Genomic DNA, 19,968 nt, shown 5'->3' on the forward strand with positions numbered 1-19,968 from the left:
CTTTTTTATGTAACTTTTACAGTGATGTGGTTGATTTTTATAGTCTAAGCCCCATTTATCAGTAAGAGCGATATATCGTACAGCCCGTAACTGCTGTATCTCCCGCAGTTTCTTTCGACAAAGGAGTAAGGTCCAATATGGCACCACTCGAGAATGATAAAGAGATCACCACCACCCTGATGCCGGTTTTGCCGTTGCGTGATGTTGTTATATATCCACATATGGTGATCCCGCTGTTTGTAGGCCGGGAAAAATCAATTCAGGCCCTTGAAGCAGCGATGTTGCAGAATAAAGAGATTCTGCTGATTGCTCAGAAAAATGCTTCAGATGATGAACCAGACGGTAAAGACCTGTTCGCTATCGGTACGGTCGCTAGTGTGCTGCAAATGCTTAAATTGCCCGATGGTACGGTTAAAGTACTGGTCGAGGGTGATTACCGTGCGCGGATTGAAACACTGCACACCACTGAGCCTCATTTCACCGCCGATATTACCGTTTTGCCAATTGATGAAGTCAGTGCAAACGAAGCGGAGATCTATAAGCGCACCGCGCTAGATCAGTTTGAGCGCTTTGTTCAGGTGAATAAAAAAATTCCAGCTGAAGTGCTAACCTCTTTAGGTTCGATCGATGAGATTGGTCGCCTAGCGGACACCATCGCTGCACACATGTCCCTCAAGCTAGAGGAAAAGCAGCAAATTCTAGAAATTCTCGACGATAAATTACGTCTTGAGCACTTGATGGCGCTGATGGAATCTGAGATCGACCTAGTTGAAGTTGAAAAACGGATCCGTGGTCGGGTCAAGAAACAGATGGAAAAAAGCCAGCGTGAGTACTATCTGAATGAGCAGATGAAAGCGATTCAGAAAGAGCTGGGTGATCTGGACGAAAATGGCACCACGGATATCGAAGAGCTGAAAAAGCGTATCGATGAAGCCGGTATGCCAAAAGAGGCATTGGATAAAACCCTTAATGAATACAATAAGCTGAAGATGATGTCACCGATGTCAGCGGAAGCGACGGTGGTTCGGGGCTATATCGACTGGATGTTGCAAATTCCATGGTCTAAGCGTTCTAAGCTGCGCCATGATATGAAGCGTGCAGAAGCGATTCTGAACGAAGATCATTATGGCCTCGAAGAGGTTAAAGATCGGATTCTTGAATATTTAGCGGTTCAGCGCCGGGTACGGAAATTAAAAGGTCCGATTCTCTGTTTAGTCGGGCCTCCTGGTGTGGGTAAGACCTCCCTTGGGCAGTCCATTGCTCGGGCGACCAATCGTCAGTATGTACGGATGGCGCTAGGCGGTGTTCGAGATGAAGCTGAGATCCGTGGACACCGTCGTACTTATATCGGCTCTATGCCGGGTAAGCTGATTCAGAAGATGTCAAAAGTTGGCGTCAAGAATCCGCTGTTCCTGCTGGATGAGATCGATAAGATGGGTATGGATCAACGGGGTGACCCGGCGTCTGCGTTATTGGAAGTGCTCGACCCAGAGCAGAACAGCACGTTTAACGATCATTATCTCGAAGTTGACTACGATCTATCAGACGTCATGTTTGTCTGTACCTCGAACTCAATGAATATTCCTGGGCCTTTGTTGGACCGTATGGAGATCATTCGAATTCCGGGTTATACCGAAGATGAGAAATTAAATATTGCTCGTAAATATTTGATTCCTAAGCAGATGAAGACAAATGGTCTGAAGGAAAAAGAGCTGACCATTGCTGATGAAGCGGTGACCGATCTGATTCGCTACTACACCCGTGAAGCCGGTGTTCGTGGACTCGAGCGTGAGATCGCCAAAATCTGTCGTAAGGTGATCAAAGAGGTTGCCTTAGGCGATGATAAGAATGCCTCGATTGTGGCTAACAGTGCCAACCTTGAGCAGTATTCCGGCGTGCGTAAGTGTAGCTTCGGGGTGGCGGAAGAAGAGGATCGTATCGGTCAGGTAACCGGCTTAGCTTGGACTTCGGTCGGCGGTGATATCCTCACTATCGAATCGGCGGTTGTGCCGGGTAAGGGACGTCAGATCCGTACTGGTTCGTTGGGTGATGTGATGCAGGAGTCTATTCAGGCGGCGATGACGGTGGTGCGTAGCCGTGCAGAATCCCTGGGTATTAATCCTGATTTTCATGAAGAAAGTGATATTCATATTCATGTTCCTGAAGGTGCGACACCAAAAGATGGCCCAAGTGCTGGTATCGGGATGTGTACTGCATTAGTATCTGTGCTCACCAGTATCCCTGTTCGCTCTGATGTAGCGATGACCGGGGAGATTACATTGCGTGGGCAGGTGTTGCCTATCGGTGGTTTGAAAGAGAAATTGCTGGCGGCACACAGGGGTGGCATTAAAACTGTCATTATTCCGGATGAGAACAAACGTGATCTGAAGGAAATCCCTGACAATATAAAAGCAGATCTCAAAATTTGTCCGGTTAAATGGATCGATGAGGTGTTGCAAATTGCTCTTAAATATAGTCCAGAACCATTGACTGAAGAGCAGAAAGCAAGCTTTTCTGAAAAGAAAAAGCAAGCAAAAAATGAGCGTGGGCAAATAAAGCCGCATTAACTCAAAATAGTGACAAAACGGGCTGCAACCCGCTTGACACCTGAATTGCGCGCTTGGTATAAGTTGTCCGTTAACTTACTGGGCTTGGGCTACAGAATATAAAAATGATTCATATAAGGGGAACAATGTGAATAAATCTGAATTAATCGACGCAATCGCCGCATCTGCGGATATTCCAAAAGCAGCAGCTGGCCGTGCGCTGGATGCTACACTGGAATCTATCTCAGATGCTCTGCAAAAGGGCGATTCTGTTGCTCTGGTAGGCTTTGGTACCTTTGGTGTAAAAGAGCGTGCTGCGCGTACGGGTCGTAACCCTCAGACTGGTCAGCCAATTCAGATCGCTGCTGCGACTCTGCCGACTTTCAAGCCTGGTAAGGCTCTGAAAGACGCTGTAAATAAGTAATAAAAAGTTAGCGCCTGATCCGTAAGGATCATTGGCACCCGGAGCGGTAGTTCAGTTGGTTAGAATACCTGCCTGTCACGCAGGGGGTCGCGGGTTCGAGTCCCGTCCGTTCCGCCAAATGTGAGATCATTAACCGTAACAGTTAGTGCTTCTCTGGGTAACGGTAACTGGCTTGAGCCGTTCCGTATTGCCAAACATATAAAAGGCGCATCCTGTTATGGATGCGCCTTTTTTTCTATTTGTACACTACCTTAGAGGCCCAGAGGCATCATGCTTCAGAATATCCGAGATAACTCCCAAGGAATTGTTGCCAAGATCATCGTTGGTCTGATCATCGTTACCTTTGCACTGTTTGGGGTTGAGTCCCTGGTCAGCCTGTCCTCAGGTTCAAATGCGCCGGCGACGGTTAATGGTGTTGAAATCAGCGAGCGCGATCTGCTGCAAGGTGCCGATCTGCAGCGTCGTCAGCTATTGGCCCAGATGGGTGAAAATGCTGATCCTACTCTGCTAGATGACAATCTTATTAATAAAGCGACCCTAGATAACCTGATTCAACAAGAAGTGCTGCTTCAGTCTGCGGTTAACCAGGATATGGCCATCTCAGACCAGATGCTGGATCAGATCATTATTAATACGCAAGACTTCCAAGTGGATGGTGTGTTTAATCCTGATCAGTATCAGGCGGTGCTGCGTAATGCCGGACTGACACCGATGATGTATAAAGATCTGCTGCGCAAAGAGAGTCTGATTGATTACGAACGTTCTGGTTATATGCTGTCAGCTTTTGTGTTGGATAGCGATGTTGAGAACATCATTAAGCTCGATCGCGAAACCCGTGATATGGCTTACCTCAAAGTAGGCTTGAGCGATTACCTCGCAGGTGTGTCTATTTCTGCCGCTGAGTTGAGCGCTTATTATGATGCTCACCTGCAGGATTTCATGACCGAAGAGCAGGTTGCCATTGAGTATCTGTTGGTCAATAAAGCTGACCTACTGAAAGAAGTGAATATTGATGAGTCCGAACTGCAGGCTCAGTTTGATCAACTAAAGGCGGTGTTTAAATCCGAAGAACAGCGCCGTGTTGCACATATCATGGTCGAAGTCTCTGATACGGTTGATGATGAGGCTGCGTTAGCTAAAGCCCAAGCGATTGAGCAAAAGCTAGCAGCCGGTGAAGACTTTGCCGCTTTGGCGCAAACTGAATCCGATGATCCGGGTTCTGCTGCTAGCGGTGGTGATTTAGGGGTCTATCAAAGTGGTATGCTGGATGGCCCGTTTGAGCAAGCGGTTTACGCGTTGGAAGAGGGGCAGGTGTCTGAGCCCGTTCGTACTGCGTTTGGTTATCATATTATTAAGCTAACCGGCTTATCGGCTTCTACGCCACCGGTGTTTGAAGATGTGAAAGATCAACTGATTGCTGAGCAGATGGAAAATAAAGTTGAGCAGCTCTATGTGGAGCGAGTCGGTCAACTGACTGATCTGTCGTTCTCTGCCGGTGACCTGCAAGAGCCTGCGGCTGAGCTTGAGCTATCCATAATGGAAGCCAAGCCATTTTCTCGTCAAGGTGGCGATGATGAGTTGACATCGAATCCTCGAGTTATTCGTGCGGCATTCAATGAAGAGCTGATTCGTGATGGTTTGAATAGTGATCCGATTGAGTTGGATGCGGGCCGTACGTTGGTGCTGCGAATCAAACAGCATATTCGTCCCCGTCAATTGACTGAAGAGGAAGTTGCGTCGCAGATTACTGAGATTCTTTCCCAGCAGAAAGCGGGTGAGGCATTACAGGCTTCTCTTAGCGCTGAGTTAGAAAAGCTGGAGCAAGGTGCAGAGCGTACGTCTGTCAATGGTGCTGAATGGCAGGTTGCCGAAGCGGTTGCTCGTACGGATCGTACTCAGCCCGTTGAAATCATGTTAGCAGCTTTTAAAATGCCTAAGCCTGATGCCAGCGCATCTTATGATTTGATCACGCTACAGGACGGTTCTAAGGCGCTTGTTGCGGTAACCGCTGTGAATGCGCCAGATTTGTCGGATGTTACGGCAGAAGAGCGAGAAGGTATGTTGAACGTGCTAGCTCAGCGGGCCGGTCAGTTTGACTATCAGGCGATGATTGAAGCGCGTAAAGCGGCTGCTGAGGTCGAGCGCCTCTAATCACCAGTAGAGATAAAAGCAGCGCTATAAAAAAAGGCTGATACGTGATGTATCAGCCTTTTTTCGTTTAGGTCGGTATCGCTATATAGCTACCGCTGTTTATGAGCGGGCAAACGCGGCATCGAGTAAGCGGCGGGTATAAGCCTGTGTCGGTTGTTTGAAAATATCAGCGGCCAACCCCTGCTCAACGACATTACCCTGTTGCATCACCAGTAGATCGTGGCTGAGAGCCTTCACCACGGCGAGGTCGTGGCTGATAAAGATATAGCTGAGTTGGTAGCGTTGTTGCAGAGTGCGTAACAGGTCGATGATTTGTGCCTGTACGGTACGGTCTAATGCGGACGTGGGTTCATCCAATATGATCAGCTCGGGTTTCAGAATAACAGCCCTAGCTATCGCAATACGTTGTCGCTGACCGCCGGAAAATTCATGCGGATAACGATGCCTGTCCTGCGGTTCAAGTCCGACCTCGCGCAGCACATCAATAATCATCTGTTGACGTTCGCTCGCTAGGCCGATGTTATGAATCTCTAGCCCCTCATTAATGGAATCGGCAACAGACATTCGTGGGCTGAGACTGCCATAGGGGTCCTGAAAGACGATTTGCATTCTGCGTCGTAGCGGTTTTATTTCCCGCTGGTTGAGTGAGTCAATGGCTGTGCCGGCAAACTCTATGGCGCCGTCTGACTTAATAAGGCGTAGGATCGCGAGACCTAATGTGGTTTTTCCTGAGCCGCTCTCACCGACAACCCCTAAGGTGCGGCCGGGGTAGAGGGTGATATCACAGGGGTTAACTGCTTTGATATGATCCACGGTCTTTTTTAGTAGCCCGCGTTTGATCGGAAACCAGACTTTAAGATGACGGGTATGCAGTATGGGGGTGTCACTCTGCGCGACCGGTTGAGGTTGGCCGCTAGGCTCTGCATTCAGTAGCTTGAGTGTGTAGGGGTGTTGTGGCTCGGCAAATAATGCGGCAGTGCTGTTGTGTTCAACGATAGAGCCTTGATACATCACGCAAACATCATCGCTGTAGCGGCGCACAATATTAAGGTCGTGGGTGATTAAGAGAACCGACATCCCCATTTTTCGTTGTAGTGACTGCAGTAGCTCGAGTATCTGTTCCTGAATTGTCACATCTAAGGCGGTGGTCGGTTCATCGGCGATCAGCAACTCAGGGTCATTGGCCAAGGCCATCGCAATCATCACCCGCTGACGTTGCCCGCCAGATAGCTCATGAGGGTAGCTTGTCAGGCGTTTCTCTGCGTCTTTGATACCTACTAACTCTAACAGTTCTAGCGAGCGTTGGCGGGCTTGTAGGCCGGTTAGGCCTTTATGTAGCAGCAGTGTCTCACCGATCTGACGGGCAATGTTGTGCAATGGGTTAAGCGAGGTCATTGGTTCTTGAAAAATGACGCTGATGCGATCCCCCCGCAGGGCTCGCATCTCTGCTTCGCTGTTTTGTAGTAGGTTTTTACCTTGATATAAAATCTCACCCTCAGGGTGGCTAGCTTTAGGGTAGGGCAATAGCTTCAGGATCGACATGGCGGTCACGGATTTGCCGGAGCCTGATTCGCCCACCAAGGCCATTATTTTGCCGGTTTTGATATCAAAGCTAACCCGTTTGACCGCATCAACAGCCTGACTATCTTGGCCGAAGCGTACCGACAGATTGCGGACGGATAACAGAGCTTCAGTCATTGAATGTTTTCCTCGGATCAAAGGCATCGCGCACCGCTTCGCCGATAAAAATTAACAGTGTTAGCATAATCGATAGTGAGACAAAGGCGGTGAGTCCAAGCCATGGAGCGTGGAGGTTCGCTTTGCCTTGCGCCACTAATTCCCCGAGTGAGGCAGACCCAGGAGGGAGACCGAAGCCAAGGAAATCCAATGCCGTCAGGGTGACCAGTGAGCCATTGAAAATAAAGGGCATAAAGGTGAGTGTGGCTACCATCGCATTGGGCAGAATATGACGGAACATGATTAAGCGGTTTCCTAGCCCTAGCGCTCGCGCGGCCCGCACGTATTCTAAATTACGCCCGCGAAGAAACTCAGCCCTGACAACATCGACCAGCTGCATCCAGGAAAATAGCAGCATGATGCCAAGCAACCACCAGAAGTTAGGTTGGACAATACTGGCCAAAATAATTAGTAAGAATAGCACCGGCATGCCAGACCAAATTTCGATAAATCGTTGAAAGAATAGGTCTACTTTGCCGCCATAATAACCCTGTACTGCGCCTGCGGCGACACCAATGACCGAGCTGATCAGGGTGAGGGTGATGGCAAATAACACCGATACTCGAAAGCCGTAGATAACTCGGGCTAGCACGTCGCGTCCCTGATCATCGGTACCCAATAGGTTATCGCTGCTCGGGGGGGAGGGGGCTGGCACAGGAAGGTCTTGGTTGATGGTGCGATAGCTAAAGCGTATCGGAGGCCAGAGTATCCAGCCACCCTGATCGATGATTAGGTCTTGAATATAAGGATCTTTATAATCGGCGAAGGTATCAAACTCACCGCCAAAGACGAGTTCCGAATAATCCACCATGACCGGATAGTAGAAACTATTGTCATAGCGAATCAGCAAGGGCTTATCGTTGGCGATGAGTTCGGCAAATAGGCTGCTGATAAATAACGCCAAAAATAGCCACAGCGCCCAGTAACCTCGACGGTTATTGCGAAAGTTCTGCAGCCGGCGTTGGTTGATGGGGCTCATTTTGTTGTGTTTGAACAGTGACAGCATGTGCTCAATTTTCTCTACTTTCAAAATCTATTCGGGGATCGACCGCGACATAGGTCAGATCGCTTACCAATTTCAGCAATAGGCCAATCAGGGTGAAGATGTAGAGGGTGCCGAAAATAACCGGGTAATCGCGTTTGATGACGGCTTCATAGCCGAGTAAGCCAATGCCGTCGAGTGAGAATATCACCTCAATGAGCATTGAACCGGTAAAGAAAATACCGATCAGAGCAGCGGGCATGCCGGCGATAATCAGCAGCATGGCGTTGCGAAATACATGGCCATAAAGGACTTGGTTTTCTGATAAGCCCTTGGCACGGGCGGTGATAACATATTGCTTATTGATCTCATCGAGAAAGGAGTTTTTAGTCAGCATGGAGAGTGTCGCAAAGCTGCCAATAACCGAAACCAAAACCGGTAGAGTGATATGCCAGAAGTAGTCTTTAATCTGCCCCCATGCGCTGAGTTGATCGAAATCCGGGGAGGTAAGCCCTCGCAGAGGAAACCAACTGAAATAGGTGCCACCGGCAAATAAGACAATCAGCAGGATGGCGAAGAGAAAGTTGGGAATCGCATAGCCGATAATAATAATCGAGCTACTCCAGACATCGAACGGTGTGCCATCACGTACCGCTTTTTTGATCCCCAGTGGTACAGCGACCAGATAGGTGATCAGGGTAGTCCATAGGCCTAAGGAGATCGATACCGGTAGTTTTTCGATAATCAGATCGGTGACTTTTTTGCCGCTAAAGAGACTTTCGCCAAAATCGAACACCAGATAGTTTTTCAGCATCTGGAAAAAACGTTCATGGGCGGGTTTGTCAAAACCGAACTGGGCTTCAATCTGTTTCACTAGCTGGGGATCAAGGCCGCGACCGCCACGGTAGGTGCTGCTATTCTCGGTGGCGGAGGGTGATCCGCCGCTAAGATCCGATTGCGCCGATCCATCGAAGCGTGCCGTGGCACTGGTATTGAGCCCCTGAAGGTTGGCAATGGTTTGCTCTACCGGCCCGCCGGGGGCGGCTTGTACAATGAGAAAATTGATGGTCAGTATGCCGAATAGGGTCGGAATGATCAGCAGCAAACGCCGCAGGATATAGGCCGCCATTGCGGTTATTGCTCCGCTTTATCGGGTTTAACCCACCAGGTATCAAACCCCAGTGAGTATTTAGGATGTACTGCCGGGTAGCCAAACTTATCCCAGTATGCCACCCGGTAGCTGTTGATATGGTATTGCGGGATCACATAATGGTTCCATTGTAATACGCGATCGAGTGCGCGGGTTCTTAGTACTAGCTGTTCACGGTTGGGTGCCTGAATCAATTGTTCCACTAGGTAGTCAACGGCAGGGTTCTTGATGCCGATCATATTACGGCTGCCGGGTTGGTCGGCGGTGCTAGAGTGCCAGTATTCCCGCTGTTCGTTACCGGGCGAACTGGACTGACCAAAGCCGCTAACGATGATATCGAAATCGAAACTACGCACCCGGTTGATATATTGAGAGGCGTCGATAACGCGCACCGTGGGTTTGATACCCATGCGCTCTAAATTACGGCTAAAGGGCGCGACAATACGTTCAAAGGCGGGTTGTACCAGCAGAATTTCAAAGGTCATCTGCTTGCCGTCAGACCCTAAGAGCAGGCCGTCTTTGAGTGCCCAGCCTGCACTTTTGAGTAATCGCAAAGCGGAGCGTAATTGCCCTCGGGTTTTGCCATCACCGTTGGTGGTTGGTGCTTGATATACCTCGGTAAAGACTTCTGCCGGCACCTGATCACGAATCGGTTCGAGAATACGAAGTTCTTCGGCTGTGGGTAGTGCCCGAGCTGCCATCTCTGAGTTAGAGAAAAAACTGTGGGTGCGGGTGTAAGCGTTATAGAAAATATTTTTATTGGTCCATTCAAAGTCGAAGGCGTAAGCCAATGCCTGTCTTACGCGGCTGTCAGCAAAGTAGGGTTTGCGGGTATTGAGGATAAACGCCTGCATACCGGTAGGGTTTTCGTGGATGATGTTGCGGGTGATGATTTTACCCTCATCAAACACCGAGCCTTTATAACCGGTAGCCCACTGTTTAGAGGAGGTTTCTTGACGGAAGTCGTATTCGCCACCTTTAAAGGCCTCCAGAGCAACATTGCCGTCTTTGTAGTAGTCGTAGCGCAAGTTATCAAAATTAAAGCGGCCACGGTTGACGGGCAAATCGGCGGCCCAGTAATCGGGGTTACGTTTATAGTTAATGGTGCGGCCTGCATCAAAGCTGTCAATCACATAAGGACCGGAGCCGATCGGTACATCAAGGCTTGGTTGACTGAAGTCGCGCTGTTCCCAATAGTGTTTAGGCAAAATACTGACTTCGCCGACAATCAGCGGCAGTTCTCTGTTTTCGCGGGCACTGAAACTGAATTTAACCCGCCGTTCAGACAGCGCTTCAATGGAGGAGATCTCGCGATAATAAGATTGATAGAAAGGCGAGCCTTGTTCACGTAGCAGTTTAAAGCTGTAGATGACGTCTTCGGCGGTCACTGGTTGGCCATCGCTGAAGCGGGCTTTGGGGTTGATGTTGAAAATGATCCAGCTGCGATCGTCGGCCACTTCAAGGGATTCGGCTAGCAGGCCATAGAGGGAGAACGCCTCATCTTGGGCACGGGTAAGCAGGGAATCGTAGATCATGCCGATGCCGTCGGCGGCCGCGCCTTTAATAATAAAAGGGTTAAAGCTGTCGAAGGTGCCAATAGCATCCTGAGAGGCGGTGCCGCCTTTTGGGGCGTCCACGTTGACGTAATCAAAGTGTTGGAATTCAGGTGGATATTTCAAATCACCGTACATGGAAAGACCATGCTGCGGCGGTGCCGCCTGTAGCGGGGTGATGAGTGAGGCAAGTAGCGTTGCAGATAACAGGCAGAGTGTTGCTACCTGCTTAGATAACTGTTTGAAATTCATCCGTAATTATCCAGCCAGATTGATAATCTGTTAATTTATAACAGGGGGAATGGGTTATAGCTAGTTATATGAGTACGGATCAGCGGTTTTGTTCAAATTCAGTGGCAAGATCGGTCAGACGTTGATGTTGTAGTTTGCGTTTGACCTTGGCAGCTTTCATATCGATTAATTGTTGTGTCAGAAAACGATGCTTATTCGCATCGCCCTCTGCTAGCCCTTTGATGAGGTCTTGATCCATCCAGTGGCAGATCTTATGGTAGAGCACAAACTTGAACAGCAGTGCCGTTGCCGTGGCAATAATGATGATGCCAATGCTGAGAGCGTCCATAGTGTGATCCCTGTATTAGCCGGATATAGCTCGATTAGCGTGTTTTAGTAATATCAACATAGAGTGTTAGGTTTTGTCCAGGCTGAAGGTAGTGGCTCTGCTCCAGTTTGTTCCAACGTTTGATATCACTGACTGAAACACTAAAGCGGCTCGCAATAGTGGATAGTGAGTCGCCGTTGCGCACTGAGTAGCCCACGCGCTTGATCATCTGTTCATCGCTACGGCTAAGCACTTTCTCCGTCCCCGTTTTCCAAATGGTGAGGCTGCGGCCAGCTCTCAATGAGTCACTCGGGGCCATCTGGTTCCACGCGGTGAGTTCGCTTACGCTAATATTGTGGCGTCGAGCAATACTCCAGAAACTATCGCCAGATTTTACTTTGTAGCTGGTTTTGGTGCGATTACTCGATGCCAACTGATTTTGCTTGCGGCTAAAACGTTCGGACTCACTCAGAGAGTATTCGCTAGCGCTATGTTTGGCGCTGGGAATGAGAAGGTAACGTCCGGCCCGAATCCTGTTATCGCTCAACTTGTTGGCATGACGAATGACCGATGAGGTGGTTTTATACTGTTTGGCGATGGTGCTGATCGTGTCGCCAGGGCGAATTTTATGACGACTCCAATTAACCCGTTGTTGGGTCGGCAGTGCCGCCAACTGGTCGCGAAACTGATCGGCGGTGGCCGCTGGAATAAGTAGCCGATGAGGGCCATCCGGATCGGTCGCCCAGCGATTAAACCCCGGGTTGAGCTGATATAGCTCTTGGGTTGAAATTGAACTGAGTTCGGCCGCTTGGGCTAGATCGATTTGGCTGTCGAGTTCAACCTGCTCGAAAACAGGTTTGTTGGCCAGCGCGGTCAATGTCAGGTTTGACTGATCGGCGTCTCTGATAAGTCGTGATACGGCTAAGAGTTTCGGCACATAGGCGCGGGTTTCTTTGGGCAGATTAAGCGACCAAAAGTCGGTGGCTAAGCCTTTGTTTTTGTTTTTGCGGATAGCTTTAGAAACCGTGCCGCCACCGCAGTTATAGGCGGCTAATGCTAGCTCCCAATCACCAAAGCGGCCGTATAGTTGCTGTAAGTAGGTTAACGCGGCATCGGTGGAGGCGATAATATCGCGACGGCCGTCATACCACCAACTGGATTTTAGGCCGAAATGTTTCGCCGTGCCGGGAATGAACTGCCAAGGTCCCGCTGCACGGCCATGGGAATAAGCGAAAGGGTCGTAGGCACTTTCAACGATCGGCAGCAGGGCAATCTCTGCCGGCATGTCGCGCTTCAGCACTTCATTAAGAATGTAATAGTAGTAACGACCGGCACGGTTAGTAACCCGTTGCATATATTCGGGGTGCTTTTTGTACCACTCAAACTGCTTTTGTAGACGGGGATCTTGATTATCTAGATTGAGTTGCAGATTAGCGCGCGTCAGTTGCCACAGGTCATCAGTATTCGCATGGTCTGTTGGGCGAGGGAGGCTGGCATTCGTTTCGCCCGCATCCAGCATATCCGTATTCAAGTCGGGCGTGATGACATAGGCCTTGGGCGTAAACTCAGGTGTAGAGTGGTTGTTAACCAAGGTATTCTGACAGCCTGTGAGCATAAGCCCAGCAGCGGTGAGTACAACAAATTTTCTGACCAACTGCATTGAACGCGATGCCCCATGATAAATTTAAGGCAGCATTTTATGGGGCTGGTATCGATGGGTCAACCGTTATCGGCCTTCGATTGCCCCATATCAAGGTTGTTGATAGCTAACGTAAATTGGTCGTTAGAACTGATTCTTCCATTCGCGGATAGCGGCGAAGATCGCAACCTCAGAAGCTAAAGGGTGACCGGAAAACTGCTCCGCCGCTTGTTTTACGCCGGCTTGGTTGTAGCGCAGAAAAGGGTTGATCTGCTTTTCGGTGGCGATAGTGGTTGGCAGTGTTGGTTGTAGGCTCTGCCGTTGTTGGGTGCAACGTTCAATCACGGCAGTGATCTGTGGGTTGCTGGGCTCGACTGCGGCAGCAAATGCAAGATTGGCGAGTGAGTATTCATGAGTGCAGTAAATCTGGGTGTTATCGGGCAAACTGTTGAAGTATTCCATCGCTTGATGCATCTGCTCAGCGGTGCCTTCAAAGAGTCGACCGCAGCCTGCTAAAAATAGCGTGTCACCGCAAAAAACTTGTGGCGTCGCAGCGGCACAATAATAGCTAATATGATCGAGGGTATGGCCTGGTACTGCACGCACCGTCAATGCCTGCCCAAGTAGTTCAATTTGATCGCCATCGGATAGTTTATCGGTGATCCCTTTGAATGGTGAGTTAGCCGGGCCGTACACTTTAACCGAATGCTCATGGCTCAGTTGAGTAACCCCGCCGGTATGGTCATGGTGGTGATGGGTAATCAGAATGGTCGTAAGTTGCAGGTTGTTATCGTGCAGGTAACGGTTGACCGCCTCCGCATCGCCAGGGTCAACCACCGCTACGGCTTGTGTACCCGGTACTGCTAGTGCCCAAATATAGTTATCATTAAAAGCAGGGATCGGGGTGACATTAAACATTTTAGGCCTCGGCGGAATCAGATTTGTCAGATATAGTAGTACAAGATAAATGATACGGGCGTATATAGCCCGGTGTATGGCAAGATTAACCTATTCAACGCGGAGCGTTAAGCGCTAATCATCTATGGTTTTTAAACGACAGCCTTCCCTTAGTGAGTGGTTACCCGAACTACGGCAGTGGTTCGAGAAAGAGTTGGGCCAGCAGCTATTAATATCTGAGCGGGCGCTTCTCGATCGTTTGCTGCCGACAATGTTTGGTTATCATCTGTTGCAATTGAGTTTTGATAATCGTTTAGATCTGGCGCGCGAAAGTCCCGTGCGGCATCAGATTATGGTTAACCCGCTAACGGAGTTGGGGTTACCCGACAGCGCCGTGATTGCGCGTAATGAAGAGCTGCCGTTCGAGCATAATAGTATCGATGTGGTGGTGCTTCATCATGCCTTGGATTTTGCCCAAAGCCCTCATCAAGTATTACGGGAAGCCGCACGGGTATTAAGGCCCGGTGGCTACCTGATCAATGTTGGTTTTAACCCTATCAGCTGGTGGGGGCTATATCGCAAACTGAAATTTAATAAAGAGACGGTGCCTTGGCAGGGCCATTTTATCAGTCCACAGCGGATGGATGACTGGTTATCATTGCTTGAGCTGACGATGGTGAAAGAATTGTCCGATTACTACCGGTTGCCTTTTGAAAAAGAGACGTGGCGACAACGGACGCGCATGATCGATGCGATGACCCGGCGATGTTCATCTCACTGTGGTGCGTTTATGTTGCAGGTGGCACGCAAAGATGTTGGTGGTATGACCCCTATCGAACCTGTTAGAAAGCAGCGTAAGCTGTTAAATTTGCCGCGGGTTGAACCCTCAACTGGCGGTGCTCGAGGAAGTGTGAGTGAAGAAAAAAGTTAATATTTATACTGATGGTGCCTGCAAGGGTAATCCTGGCCCTGGTGGCTGGGGTGCCGTGCTGCAATATGGCGAACATGCCAAAGAGCTCTGTGGCGGTGAATTAACAACCACGAATAATCGTATGGAGTTAATGGCAGCAATTGAGGCCCTTACGATGTTAAAAGAGCCCTGTGAGATTACGTTAACGACCGATTCTCAGTATGTACGTAAAGGTATAACCGAGTGGTTGGCGGGTTGGAAACGTAACGGTTGGAAAACAGCGGCGAAAAAGCCGGTAAAAAATGCCGATCTCTGGCAGCGTCTTGATGAGCAGAATGCCCGCCACCAGATAGCGTGGAAGTGGGTTAAAGGACACAGTGGTCATCCAGGCAATGAGCTGGCGGACCAGTTGGCTAACCGAGGGGTCGAATTGGCCCTGCAACAACGTAAGTGACAGATAAATAATGAGACAGATTGTACTGGATACCGAAACCACCGGTATTGACCCCAAGGAGGGTCATCGAATTATTGAGATTGGTTGTGTGGAGATGATGAATCGTCGTTTAACGGGACGTACCTATCATCGTTATCTCAATCCGGATCGTGCGATTGATGAGGAGGCGATACAGGTTCACGGTATTACCAATGAATTTTTGAACGATAAACCGCGGTTCCCGGAAATTCAGGATGAGTTTCTGCACTTTATTCGGGGGGCTGACTTGGTGATTCATAACGCGCCCTTCGACGTGGGTTTTATGAACCATGAGTTAAAGCTGAATAATCATAATGAACGCGTTAATGATTTTTGCCATATAACCGATACGTTAGCGTTAGCGCGAAAGAAGCACCCGGGTCAGAAAAATAACCTTGATGCGTTATGTCGTCGGTATGGCATTGATAACAGTCACCGTGAATTACACGGCGCCTTGCTTGACTCTGAGATACTTGCTGACGTTTATCTGATGCTCACCGGTGGACAGAAAAATCTGTTGCTCGCCGGCGAAGAGGATGGCCATGACGGAGTCGATCAGATTCGCAGAATGAATACCAGTGATCTGAATCTGACGGTTCAACCGGCGAATGAGGCTGAGCTTGAAGCGCATCAGGCTTATATTAGCCGTTTAGATGGTAAGGCTGGCAGTATCTGGAGTCAGATTGGCGTGGTGCCGTCCGAGGCGGAATAAAGGCTGCACATTAGCACTTCGCAAGGCAGCGATAAGAAAGGGTTCTAGGTGTACTACACCTGTCTTCTCTAAGGCTGATCTGCTGTCCTGTTTTTGCGGTTATAAAAAAGGCTGATGCTTAGCGCATCAGCCTTTTTTATTTACCTCAGCCGAGGTGTTTGATTGAGGCGCTTGTTGCTTATAAGAAGTGGGTCACCGCAAAGTAACCTGTCAGGCTCATCACTATTGTATAAGGTAATGCCATCCATACCATCGTGCCGTAAGACAAACGGATTAGCGGAGCGAGGGCTGAGGTTAGCAGGAACAGAAAGGCAGCTTGACCGTTAGGGGTAGCAACACTTGGGATATTAGTACCGGTGTTGATGGCAATCGCTAGCAGATCAAAGTGTTCGCGGGTAATTGAGCCTTCATGAAGCGCCTCGAGAACTTCATTGATATACACCGTAGCAACAAAAACATTATCGGAAATAGCGGATAACACGCCGTTAGCAATAAAGAAAATGCCTGGTTGAACATGGGTATCCATCGCCAGTACGGAAGCGATGATCGGCTGAAACAGGTGCTGTTCATGAATCACTGAGACGATAGAGAAAAACACCACCAGCAGTGCAGTAAAGGGCAGTGCTTCTTCGAATGCTTTACCGATCTGATGCTCTTCGACGATACCATTAAAGGCAGTCAGCAGAATAATCACGGTTAGACCGATTAAACCAACGGCCGCCAAATGGAAGGCGAGCGCCAAGACCAAGAAAAACGCCACCAGAATCTGTACAAACAAGGCAAGCTTATCGGATTTGGTTAGTTTTTTGTCCTGTTCAGCTGAGAACTCTTCCAGAATAGCGCGAACAGAGGGAGGAATGTCGGCGCCATAGCCAAACCACTTGAGTTTTTCCAGCAGCATACAGGTGGCGAGACCGGCGAACAGTACCGGCATGGTGACCGGTGCCATAAGAATAAAGAATTCAACAAAATCCCAACCGGCTTTTTGTGCGATTAACAGGTTTTGCGGTTCACCGACCAGTGTACATACTCCACCTAGCGCCGTTCCTACAGCTCCATGCATGAGCAAACTGCGCAAAAAGGCACGAAATTGATTGAGGGTTTCGTGATGGTCTTGGTGTACATGCTCATCATCGCCGTGGTCATGGGCTTCTTGTTGAAACTGTTTACCTGAAGCTACTTTGTGGTAGACCGCATAAAAGCCAACGCCAACGCTGATTAATACTGCAGTGACGGTCAATGCATCAAGAAATGCTGACAGAAGCGCGGCAAATAGCGAAAACATAAGTGAAAGAATAATTTTAGAGTGAATTTTTAGCAGCAGCTTGGTAAACACCCATAAAAGCATGTTCTTCATGAAGTAGATGCCTGCTACCATAAACATCAGCAGTAGGATGACCTCAAGGTTGGCTTGTACTTCGTGATAAACCGTGTCTGGGCTTGCGAGGCCAATAATAATGGCTTCTAAGGCGAGCAGACCGCCGGGTTGCAGTGGGTAGCATTTAAGGGCAAGCGCCAGGGTGAAGATAAACTCAAAAATCAGTGTCCAGCCCGTTATGACTGGGCCTACCGTGTAGAGAAGAATCGGATTTAAGATAAGAAAAAGTACTATGGCCTGCTTATACCAAATAGGAGAGTTGCCAAGAAAGTTCTTAATAAGAGCCTGCGTAGTGGTCATCGATACGGGGTCCTGTGCCAATTCGGGCTTATGGAAAGTTTCTGTACATCATGTTAAATGTAGTGATTACAGTCTTTCCAACATATGTTAAGTAGTTAAAGTTGTTACTATTTCGCCGTAGGTTAGCAGGAGTTGTGTTAAATCAAAAGCCTGCTTAACCTGTTAAGCGTACTCTAATCTTTAGGTGAGCTGTATGTCTGAAATCACAGTTCAGCGATCTACTTTTGTTTAGGTTCCCATAAAATGATGAAAATTGAGTATATTTATGCCGCCGGTCAGCGAGTCTGGTCCGATGTCCAAGGACGGTGGTTGTTTGATCAACCTTGTTGTGATCATGCTCTCGCATTAGATGAATATGATCTTACGCTGCTGCCTGAGCAGCCGGTGAAATTGCTGGTTATGCCTGAGACGGCGTTGCCGGTTGATGGAGCGGGTTTTAATCTGCGACAGCTATTATCGCATGCCGAGGAGGGGGATTTTCCGCTGATCTCGCGAGCGGCACAGGTTATCACTTGGAGTCGTGACCATTGTTTTTGCCCTCGTTGTGGTGATGGCTTGGTTCATCATGCGCAAGATCTGGCTAAGCAATGTAATGGGTGTGGTTTAACTCAGTACCCTCGGCTATCCCCCTGTATTATCACCTTGGTTACTAAGGGTGAGTATTGTTTGTTGGCTCACGGTATTCGCTTTACTGAGGTGCGCTATAGTACCTTAGCCGGTTTTATTGAGGCGGGAGAGAGTGCTGAGGATGCTTTGGCCCGTGAAGTGCGTGAAGAGGTGGGCGTTGAGGTAAATAATATTCGCTACTATTGCAGTCAATCGTGGCCCTTCCCTCATTCATTGATGTTTGGCTTTTTTGCCGATTATGTTTCCGGTGAGATTGTTCCCGAACCCGATGAGATCATTGATGCCCAGTGGTTTCATTATACCGAACTGGATGATGCGCCAATCCCACCACCGTTCACCATCTCTCGGCAGTTGATCGACGCGTTTCAGGCGCGTTGGCAAAAAGCCGATTAACGCTGCTTTTTCTTACTGAAAAATTTACCTAACCGGGTCGCTAGCATCACATTGCCTTCGGCCCTGAGTTTACCGCTAAGGTAGGCACTCATACCGTCTTTTTCGCCGGTCACTACGCTGATGAAGGTTTGGCTGTTGGTGATGAGGGTGATATCGGGATCTGGGTGTTCGCCGAGTTCAACGGTTAGTTGTTGGTCGGCGATGCTGAAATAAAAATCATCGGCATCGTCCAGCACAAATTGAAAAGTGGCAGTTATACCTTGGGTGTTTTCCGGTATAAAGCGACTGGAAAGCTTTTCGATAACCTGGGTGACGGTAATGGTATCAGACATGTTTGATTCGGCTCTCCAAATTTATCTTTCAGTGATATTGCCTAAGAGGGTTGTATGTTACATTACCCGACCATAAATCAATATATTGAATTGCCCGCAGTGGGCGTATTTATTTGGAGTGTTAGGTGGTTGATTTTCTAGCAAGTTACGGGTTGTTTCTGGCAAAAGCGCTGACGGTTGTCGGCGCTATTGTTATGGTGCTCATGGCGGTGGCAGCTGTGGCGTCACGGAATAAAAAAGATAATAAAGAGGGCTATCTGAGTGTTCATAGTATGAATGAGACACTTGAAGATATGGAGCACGCCCTAAAAGAAGTGGTGTTAGACCCCGAGGTGTATAAGCATCAGCTTAAAACCGAAGAGAAACAGGATAAAGCCGATGCTAAGGCACGTAAAAAAGCGCTGAAAAAGGCTACACCGGTGCCTGAGGCTGATCGTAAGCGTGTCTATGTTCTGGATTTTGATGGCGATATTAAAGCCTCAGAGTTGGAGCCTATGCGGGAAGAAATTACCGCGGTACTAACCATGGCGACCGAGCGGGATGAAGTGGTTATTCGTTTGGAAAGCCCTGGCGGTATGGTGCATAGCTATGGCTTGGCCTCATCGCAACTCGAGCGTATAAAGCGTCAGGGCATTCCATTGACTGTCTGTGTCGATAAAGTTGCGGCCAGTGGTGGTTATATGATGGCCTGCCTGGCGGACAAAATTGTTGCTGCTCCGTTTTCGATTCTCGGTTCAATCGGTGTTGTCGCGCAATTGCCTAACTTTCATCGGTTGTTGAAAAAGCATGATATTGATTATGAGATTTTAACGGCTGGTGAATATAAACGTACGATGACGGTAATGGGTGAAAATACTGAAAAGGGCCGTCAGAAGTTCATTGAAGAGCTTGAAGATACCCATAGCCTCTTCAAAGAGTTCGTAGGTGAATTTCGTCCGCAGGTTGATCTGGAAAAAGTTGCCACGGGTGAAGTGTGGTTTGGTCGCCGGGCGTTAGATGTCAACTTGATTGATGAGATCTCAACCAGCGATGAATATTTGACGAAGGCTTGTGAAGAGTCTGATGTGTACTTAGTGCGTTTTGAATATAAGAAAACCCTGCAAGAGCGTATTTCAGAGATGTCAGTTAAAACGACTGATACGCTGTTTACCAAGTGGGCAGGACGTATTTTGAATTCTCGTTTGTTAGCTAAGTAACCAAAATGGT

At 48.7% G+C, this 19,968-nt stretch carries 17 protein-coding genes and 1 tRNA gene; 9 read left to right on the forward strand and 9 right to left on the reverse strand.

Annotated elements, in window-relative coordinates; genetic code table 11:
- Nucleotides 1–137: 137 nt before the first annotated feature.
- From lon to ACN0T0_RS02165, 4 genes are all read left to right on the forward strand, one after another.
- Nucleotides 138–2,567, forward strand: coding sequence for an endopeptidase La (lon, locus tag ACN0T0_RS02150; RefSeq protein WP_417222710.1), 2,430 nt, complete (start codon nucleotides 138–140; stop codon nucleotides 2,565–2,567).
- Between the two features lie 127 nt (nucleotides 2,568–2,694).
- Nucleotides 2,695–2,970, forward strand: coding sequence for an HU family DNA-binding protein (locus ACN0T0_RS02155; RefSeq protein ID WP_126158608.1), 276 nt, complete (start codon nucleotides 2,695–2,697; stop codon nucleotides 2,968–2,970).
- Nucleotides 2,971–3,010: 40 nt separating this feature from the next.
- Nucleotides 3,011–3,087 (forward strand) — tRNA-Asp (locus ACN0T0_RS02160).
- A 153-nt stretch (nucleotides 3,088–3,240) separates the two neighbouring features.
- Nucleotides 3,241–5,121: a SurA N-terminal domain-containing protein gene (locus tag ACN0T0_RS02165; RefSeq protein ID WP_417222713.1), complete on the forward strand. Its 1,881-nt coding sequence runs from the start codon at nucleotides 3,241–3,243 to the stop codon at nucleotides 5,119–5,121.
- A 99-nt stretch (nucleotides 5,122–5,220) separates the two neighbouring features.
- On the opposite strand, the gene ACN0T0_RS02170 is transcribed toward ACN0T0_RS02165, so the two are convergent.
- The 7 genes from ACN0T0_RS02170 to gloB form a co-directional block, all read right to left on the reverse strand.
- On the reverse strand, nucleotides 5,221–6,819 hold the full coding sequence (locus ACN0T0_RS02170; RefSeq protein WP_417222716.1) for an ABC transporter ATP-binding protein: 1,599 nt from the start codon (nucleotides 6,817–6,819) through the stop codon (nucleotides 5,221–5,223).
- A complete protein-coding gene (locus ACN0T0_RS02175; RefSeq protein ID WP_417223381.1) occupies nucleotides 6,812–7,837 on the reverse strand; it encodes an ABC transporter permease in 1,026 nt (341 codons plus the stop codon). The genes ACN0T0_RS02170 and ACN0T0_RS02175 overlap by 8 nt, the downstream gene beginning before the upstream one ends.
- 31 nt (nucleotides 7,838–7,868) lie before the next feature.
- Nucleotides 7,869–8,969 (reverse strand): microcin C ABC transporter permease YejB, encoded by a 1,101-nt coding sequence (locus tag ACN0T0_RS02180; protein WP_417222718.1) that lies wholly within the window; start codon nucleotides 8,967–8,969, stop codon nucleotides 7,869–7,871.
- 5 nt (nucleotides 8,970–8,974) lie between these two features.
- Entirely contained in the window at nucleotides 8,975–10,795 is a 1,821-nt protein-coding gene (locus tag ACN0T0_RS02185) for an extracellular solute-binding protein (RefSeq protein ID WP_417222721.1), read from the reverse strand.
- Between the two features lie 79 nt (nucleotides 10,796–10,874).
- Nucleotides 10,875–11,123, reverse strand: a complete 249-nt coding sequence (locus ACN0T0_RS02190) for a hypothetical protein (RefSeq protein WP_417222723.1) — start codon at nucleotides 11,121–11,123, stop codon at nucleotides 10,875–10,877.
- A gap of 34 nt (nucleotides 11,124–11,157) precedes the next feature.
- Nucleotides 11,158–12,762, reverse strand: coding sequence for a LysM peptidoglycan-binding domain-containing protein (locus ACN0T0_RS02195; protein WP_417222726.1), 1,605 nt, complete (start codon nucleotides 12,760–12,762; stop codon nucleotides 11,158–11,160).
- A 123-nt stretch (nucleotides 12,763–12,885) separates the two neighbouring features.
- Nucleotides 12,886–13,659 (reverse strand): hydroxyacylglutathione hydrolase, encoded by a 774-nt coding sequence (gene gloB / locus ACN0T0_RS02200; protein ID WP_417222729.1) that lies wholly within the window; start codon nucleotides 13,657–13,659, stop codon nucleotides 12,886–12,888.
- Between the two features lie 124 nt (nucleotides 13,660–13,783).
- Between gloB and ACN0T0_RS02205 the strand changes: the two genes are divergently transcribed.
- The 3 genes from ACN0T0_RS02205 to dnaQ are packed head-to-tail and all read left to right on the forward strand — an operon-like array spanning nucleotide 13,784 to nucleotide 15,732.
- Entirely contained in the window at nucleotides 13,784–14,569 is a 786-nt protein-coding gene (locus tag ACN0T0_RS02205) for a class I SAM-dependent methyltransferase (RefSeq protein ID WP_417222731.1), read from the forward strand.
- Complete coding sequence (gene rnhA / locus ACN0T0_RS02210) at nucleotides 14,553–15,002, forward strand: ribonuclease HI (protein WP_417222734.1); 450 nt, start codon at nucleotides 14,553–14,555, stop codon at nucleotides 15,000–15,002. Before ACN0T0_RS02205 ends, rnhA begins: the two co-directional genes overlap by 17 nt.
- A gap of 10 nt (nucleotides 15,003–15,012) precedes the next feature.
- A complete protein-coding gene (gene dnaQ / locus ACN0T0_RS02215; RefSeq protein WP_417222737.1) occupies nucleotides 15,013–15,732 on the forward strand; it encodes a DNA polymerase III subunit epsilon in 720 nt (239 codons plus the stop codon).
- A gap of 178 nt (nucleotides 15,733–15,910) precedes the next feature.
- Here the strand turns inward: dnaQ and nhaB are convergent, their stop codons facing one another.
- A complete protein-coding gene (gene nhaB, locus ACN0T0_RS02220) occupies nucleotides 15,911–17,410 on the reverse strand; it encodes a sodium/proton antiporter NhaB (RefSeq protein WP_417222738.1) in 1,500 nt (499 codons plus the stop codon).
- 246 nt (nucleotides 17,411–17,656) lie between these two features.
- Between nhaB and nudC the strand changes: the two genes are divergently transcribed.
- The gene (gene nudC, locus ACN0T0_RS02225) at nucleotides 17,657–18,430 is read left to right on the forward strand and encodes an NAD(+) diphosphatase (RefSeq protein ID WP_417222741.1); all 774 of its coding nucleotides are present in this window, start codon (nucleotides 17,657–17,659) and stop codon (nucleotides 18,428–18,430) included.
- Here the strand turns inward: nudC and ACN0T0_RS02230 are convergent.
- Nucleotides 18,427–18,762, reverse strand: coding sequence for an SCP2 sterol-binding domain-containing protein (locus ACN0T0_RS02230; protein WP_417222743.1), 336 nt, complete (start codon nucleotides 18,760–18,762; stop codon nucleotides 18,427–18,429). The two genes, nudC and ACN0T0_RS02230, sit on opposite strands and share 4 nt — an antisense overlap.
- 125 nt (nucleotides 18,763–18,887) lie before the next feature.
- Between ACN0T0_RS02230 and sohB the strand changes: the two genes are divergently transcribed.
- Nucleotides 18,888–19,958 carry a protease SohB gene (gene sohB, locus ACN0T0_RS02235; RefSeq protein ID WP_417222745.1) on the forward strand — a complete coding sequence of 357 codons (1,071 nt, stop codon included), beginning with the start codon at nucleotides 18,888–18,890 and terminating at the stop codon, nucleotides 19,956–19,958.
- Nucleotides 19,959–19,968 lie beyond the last annotated feature (10 nt).

Origin of the sequence: Amphritea sp. (assembly GCF_048266285.1) — a bacterium.
Lineage (GTDB): Bacteria > Pseudomonadota > Gammaproteobacteria > Pseudomonadales > Balneatricaceae > Amphritea.

Excerpts from the sequence above, each read along its gene's own strand:
- lon (WP_417222710.1), top strand. The coding sequence starts at position 138 with ATGGCACCACTCGAGAATGATAAAGAGATCACCACCACCCTGATGCCG.
- ACN0T0_RS02165 (WP_417222713.1), top strand. The coding sequence starts at position 3,241 with ATGCTTCAGAATATCCGAGATAACTCCCAAGGAATTGTTGCCAAGATC.
- ACN0T0_RS02170 (WP_417222716.1), bottom strand. The coding sequence starts at position 6,819 with ATGACTGAAGCTCTGTTATCCGTCCGCAATCTGTCGGTACGCTTCGGC.
- ACN0T0_RS02175 (WP_417223381.1), bottom strand. The coding sequence starts at position 7,837 with ATGAGCCCCATCAACCAACGCCGGCTGCAGAACTTTCGCAATAACCGT.
- ACN0T0_RS02180 (WP_417222718.1), bottom strand. The coding sequence starts at position 8,969 with ATGGCGGCCTATATCCTGCGGCGTTTGCTGCTGATCATTCCGACCCTA.
- ACN0T0_RS02185 (WP_417222721.1), bottom strand. The coding sequence starts at position 10,795 with ATGAATTTCAAACAGTTATCTAAGCAGGTAGCAACACTCTGCCTGTTA.
- ACN0T0_RS02190 (WP_417222723.1), bottom strand. The coding sequence starts at position 11,123 with ATGGACGCTCTCAGCATTGGCATCATCATTATTGCCACGGCAACGGCA.
- ACN0T0_RS02195 (WP_417222726.1), bottom strand. The coding sequence starts at position 12,762 with ATGCAGTTGGTCAGAAAATTTGTTGTACTCACCGCTGCTGGGCTTATG.
- gloB (WP_417222729.1), bottom strand. The coding sequence starts at position 13,659 with ATGTTTAATGTCACCCCGATCCCTGCTTTTAATGATAACTATATTTGG.
- ACN0T0_RS02205 (WP_417222731.1), top strand. The coding sequence starts at position 13,784 with ATGGTTTTTAAACGACAGCCTTCCCTTAGTGAGTGGTTACCCGAACTA.
- dnaQ (WP_417222737.1), top strand. The coding sequence starts at position 15,013 with ATGAGACAGATTGTACTGGATACCGAAACCACCGGTATTGACCCCAAG.
- nhaB (WP_417222738.1), bottom strand. The coding sequence starts at position 17,410 with ATGACCACTACGCAGGCTCTTATTAAGAACTTTCTTGGCAACTCTCCT.
- nudC (WP_417222741.1), top strand. The coding sequence starts at position 17,657 with ATGAAAATTGAGTATATTTATGCCGCCGGTCAGCGAGTCTGGTCCGAT.
- ACN0T0_RS02230 (WP_417222743.1), bottom strand. The coding sequence starts at position 18,762 with ATGTCTGATACCATTACCGTCACCCAGGTTATCGAAAAGCTTTCCAGT.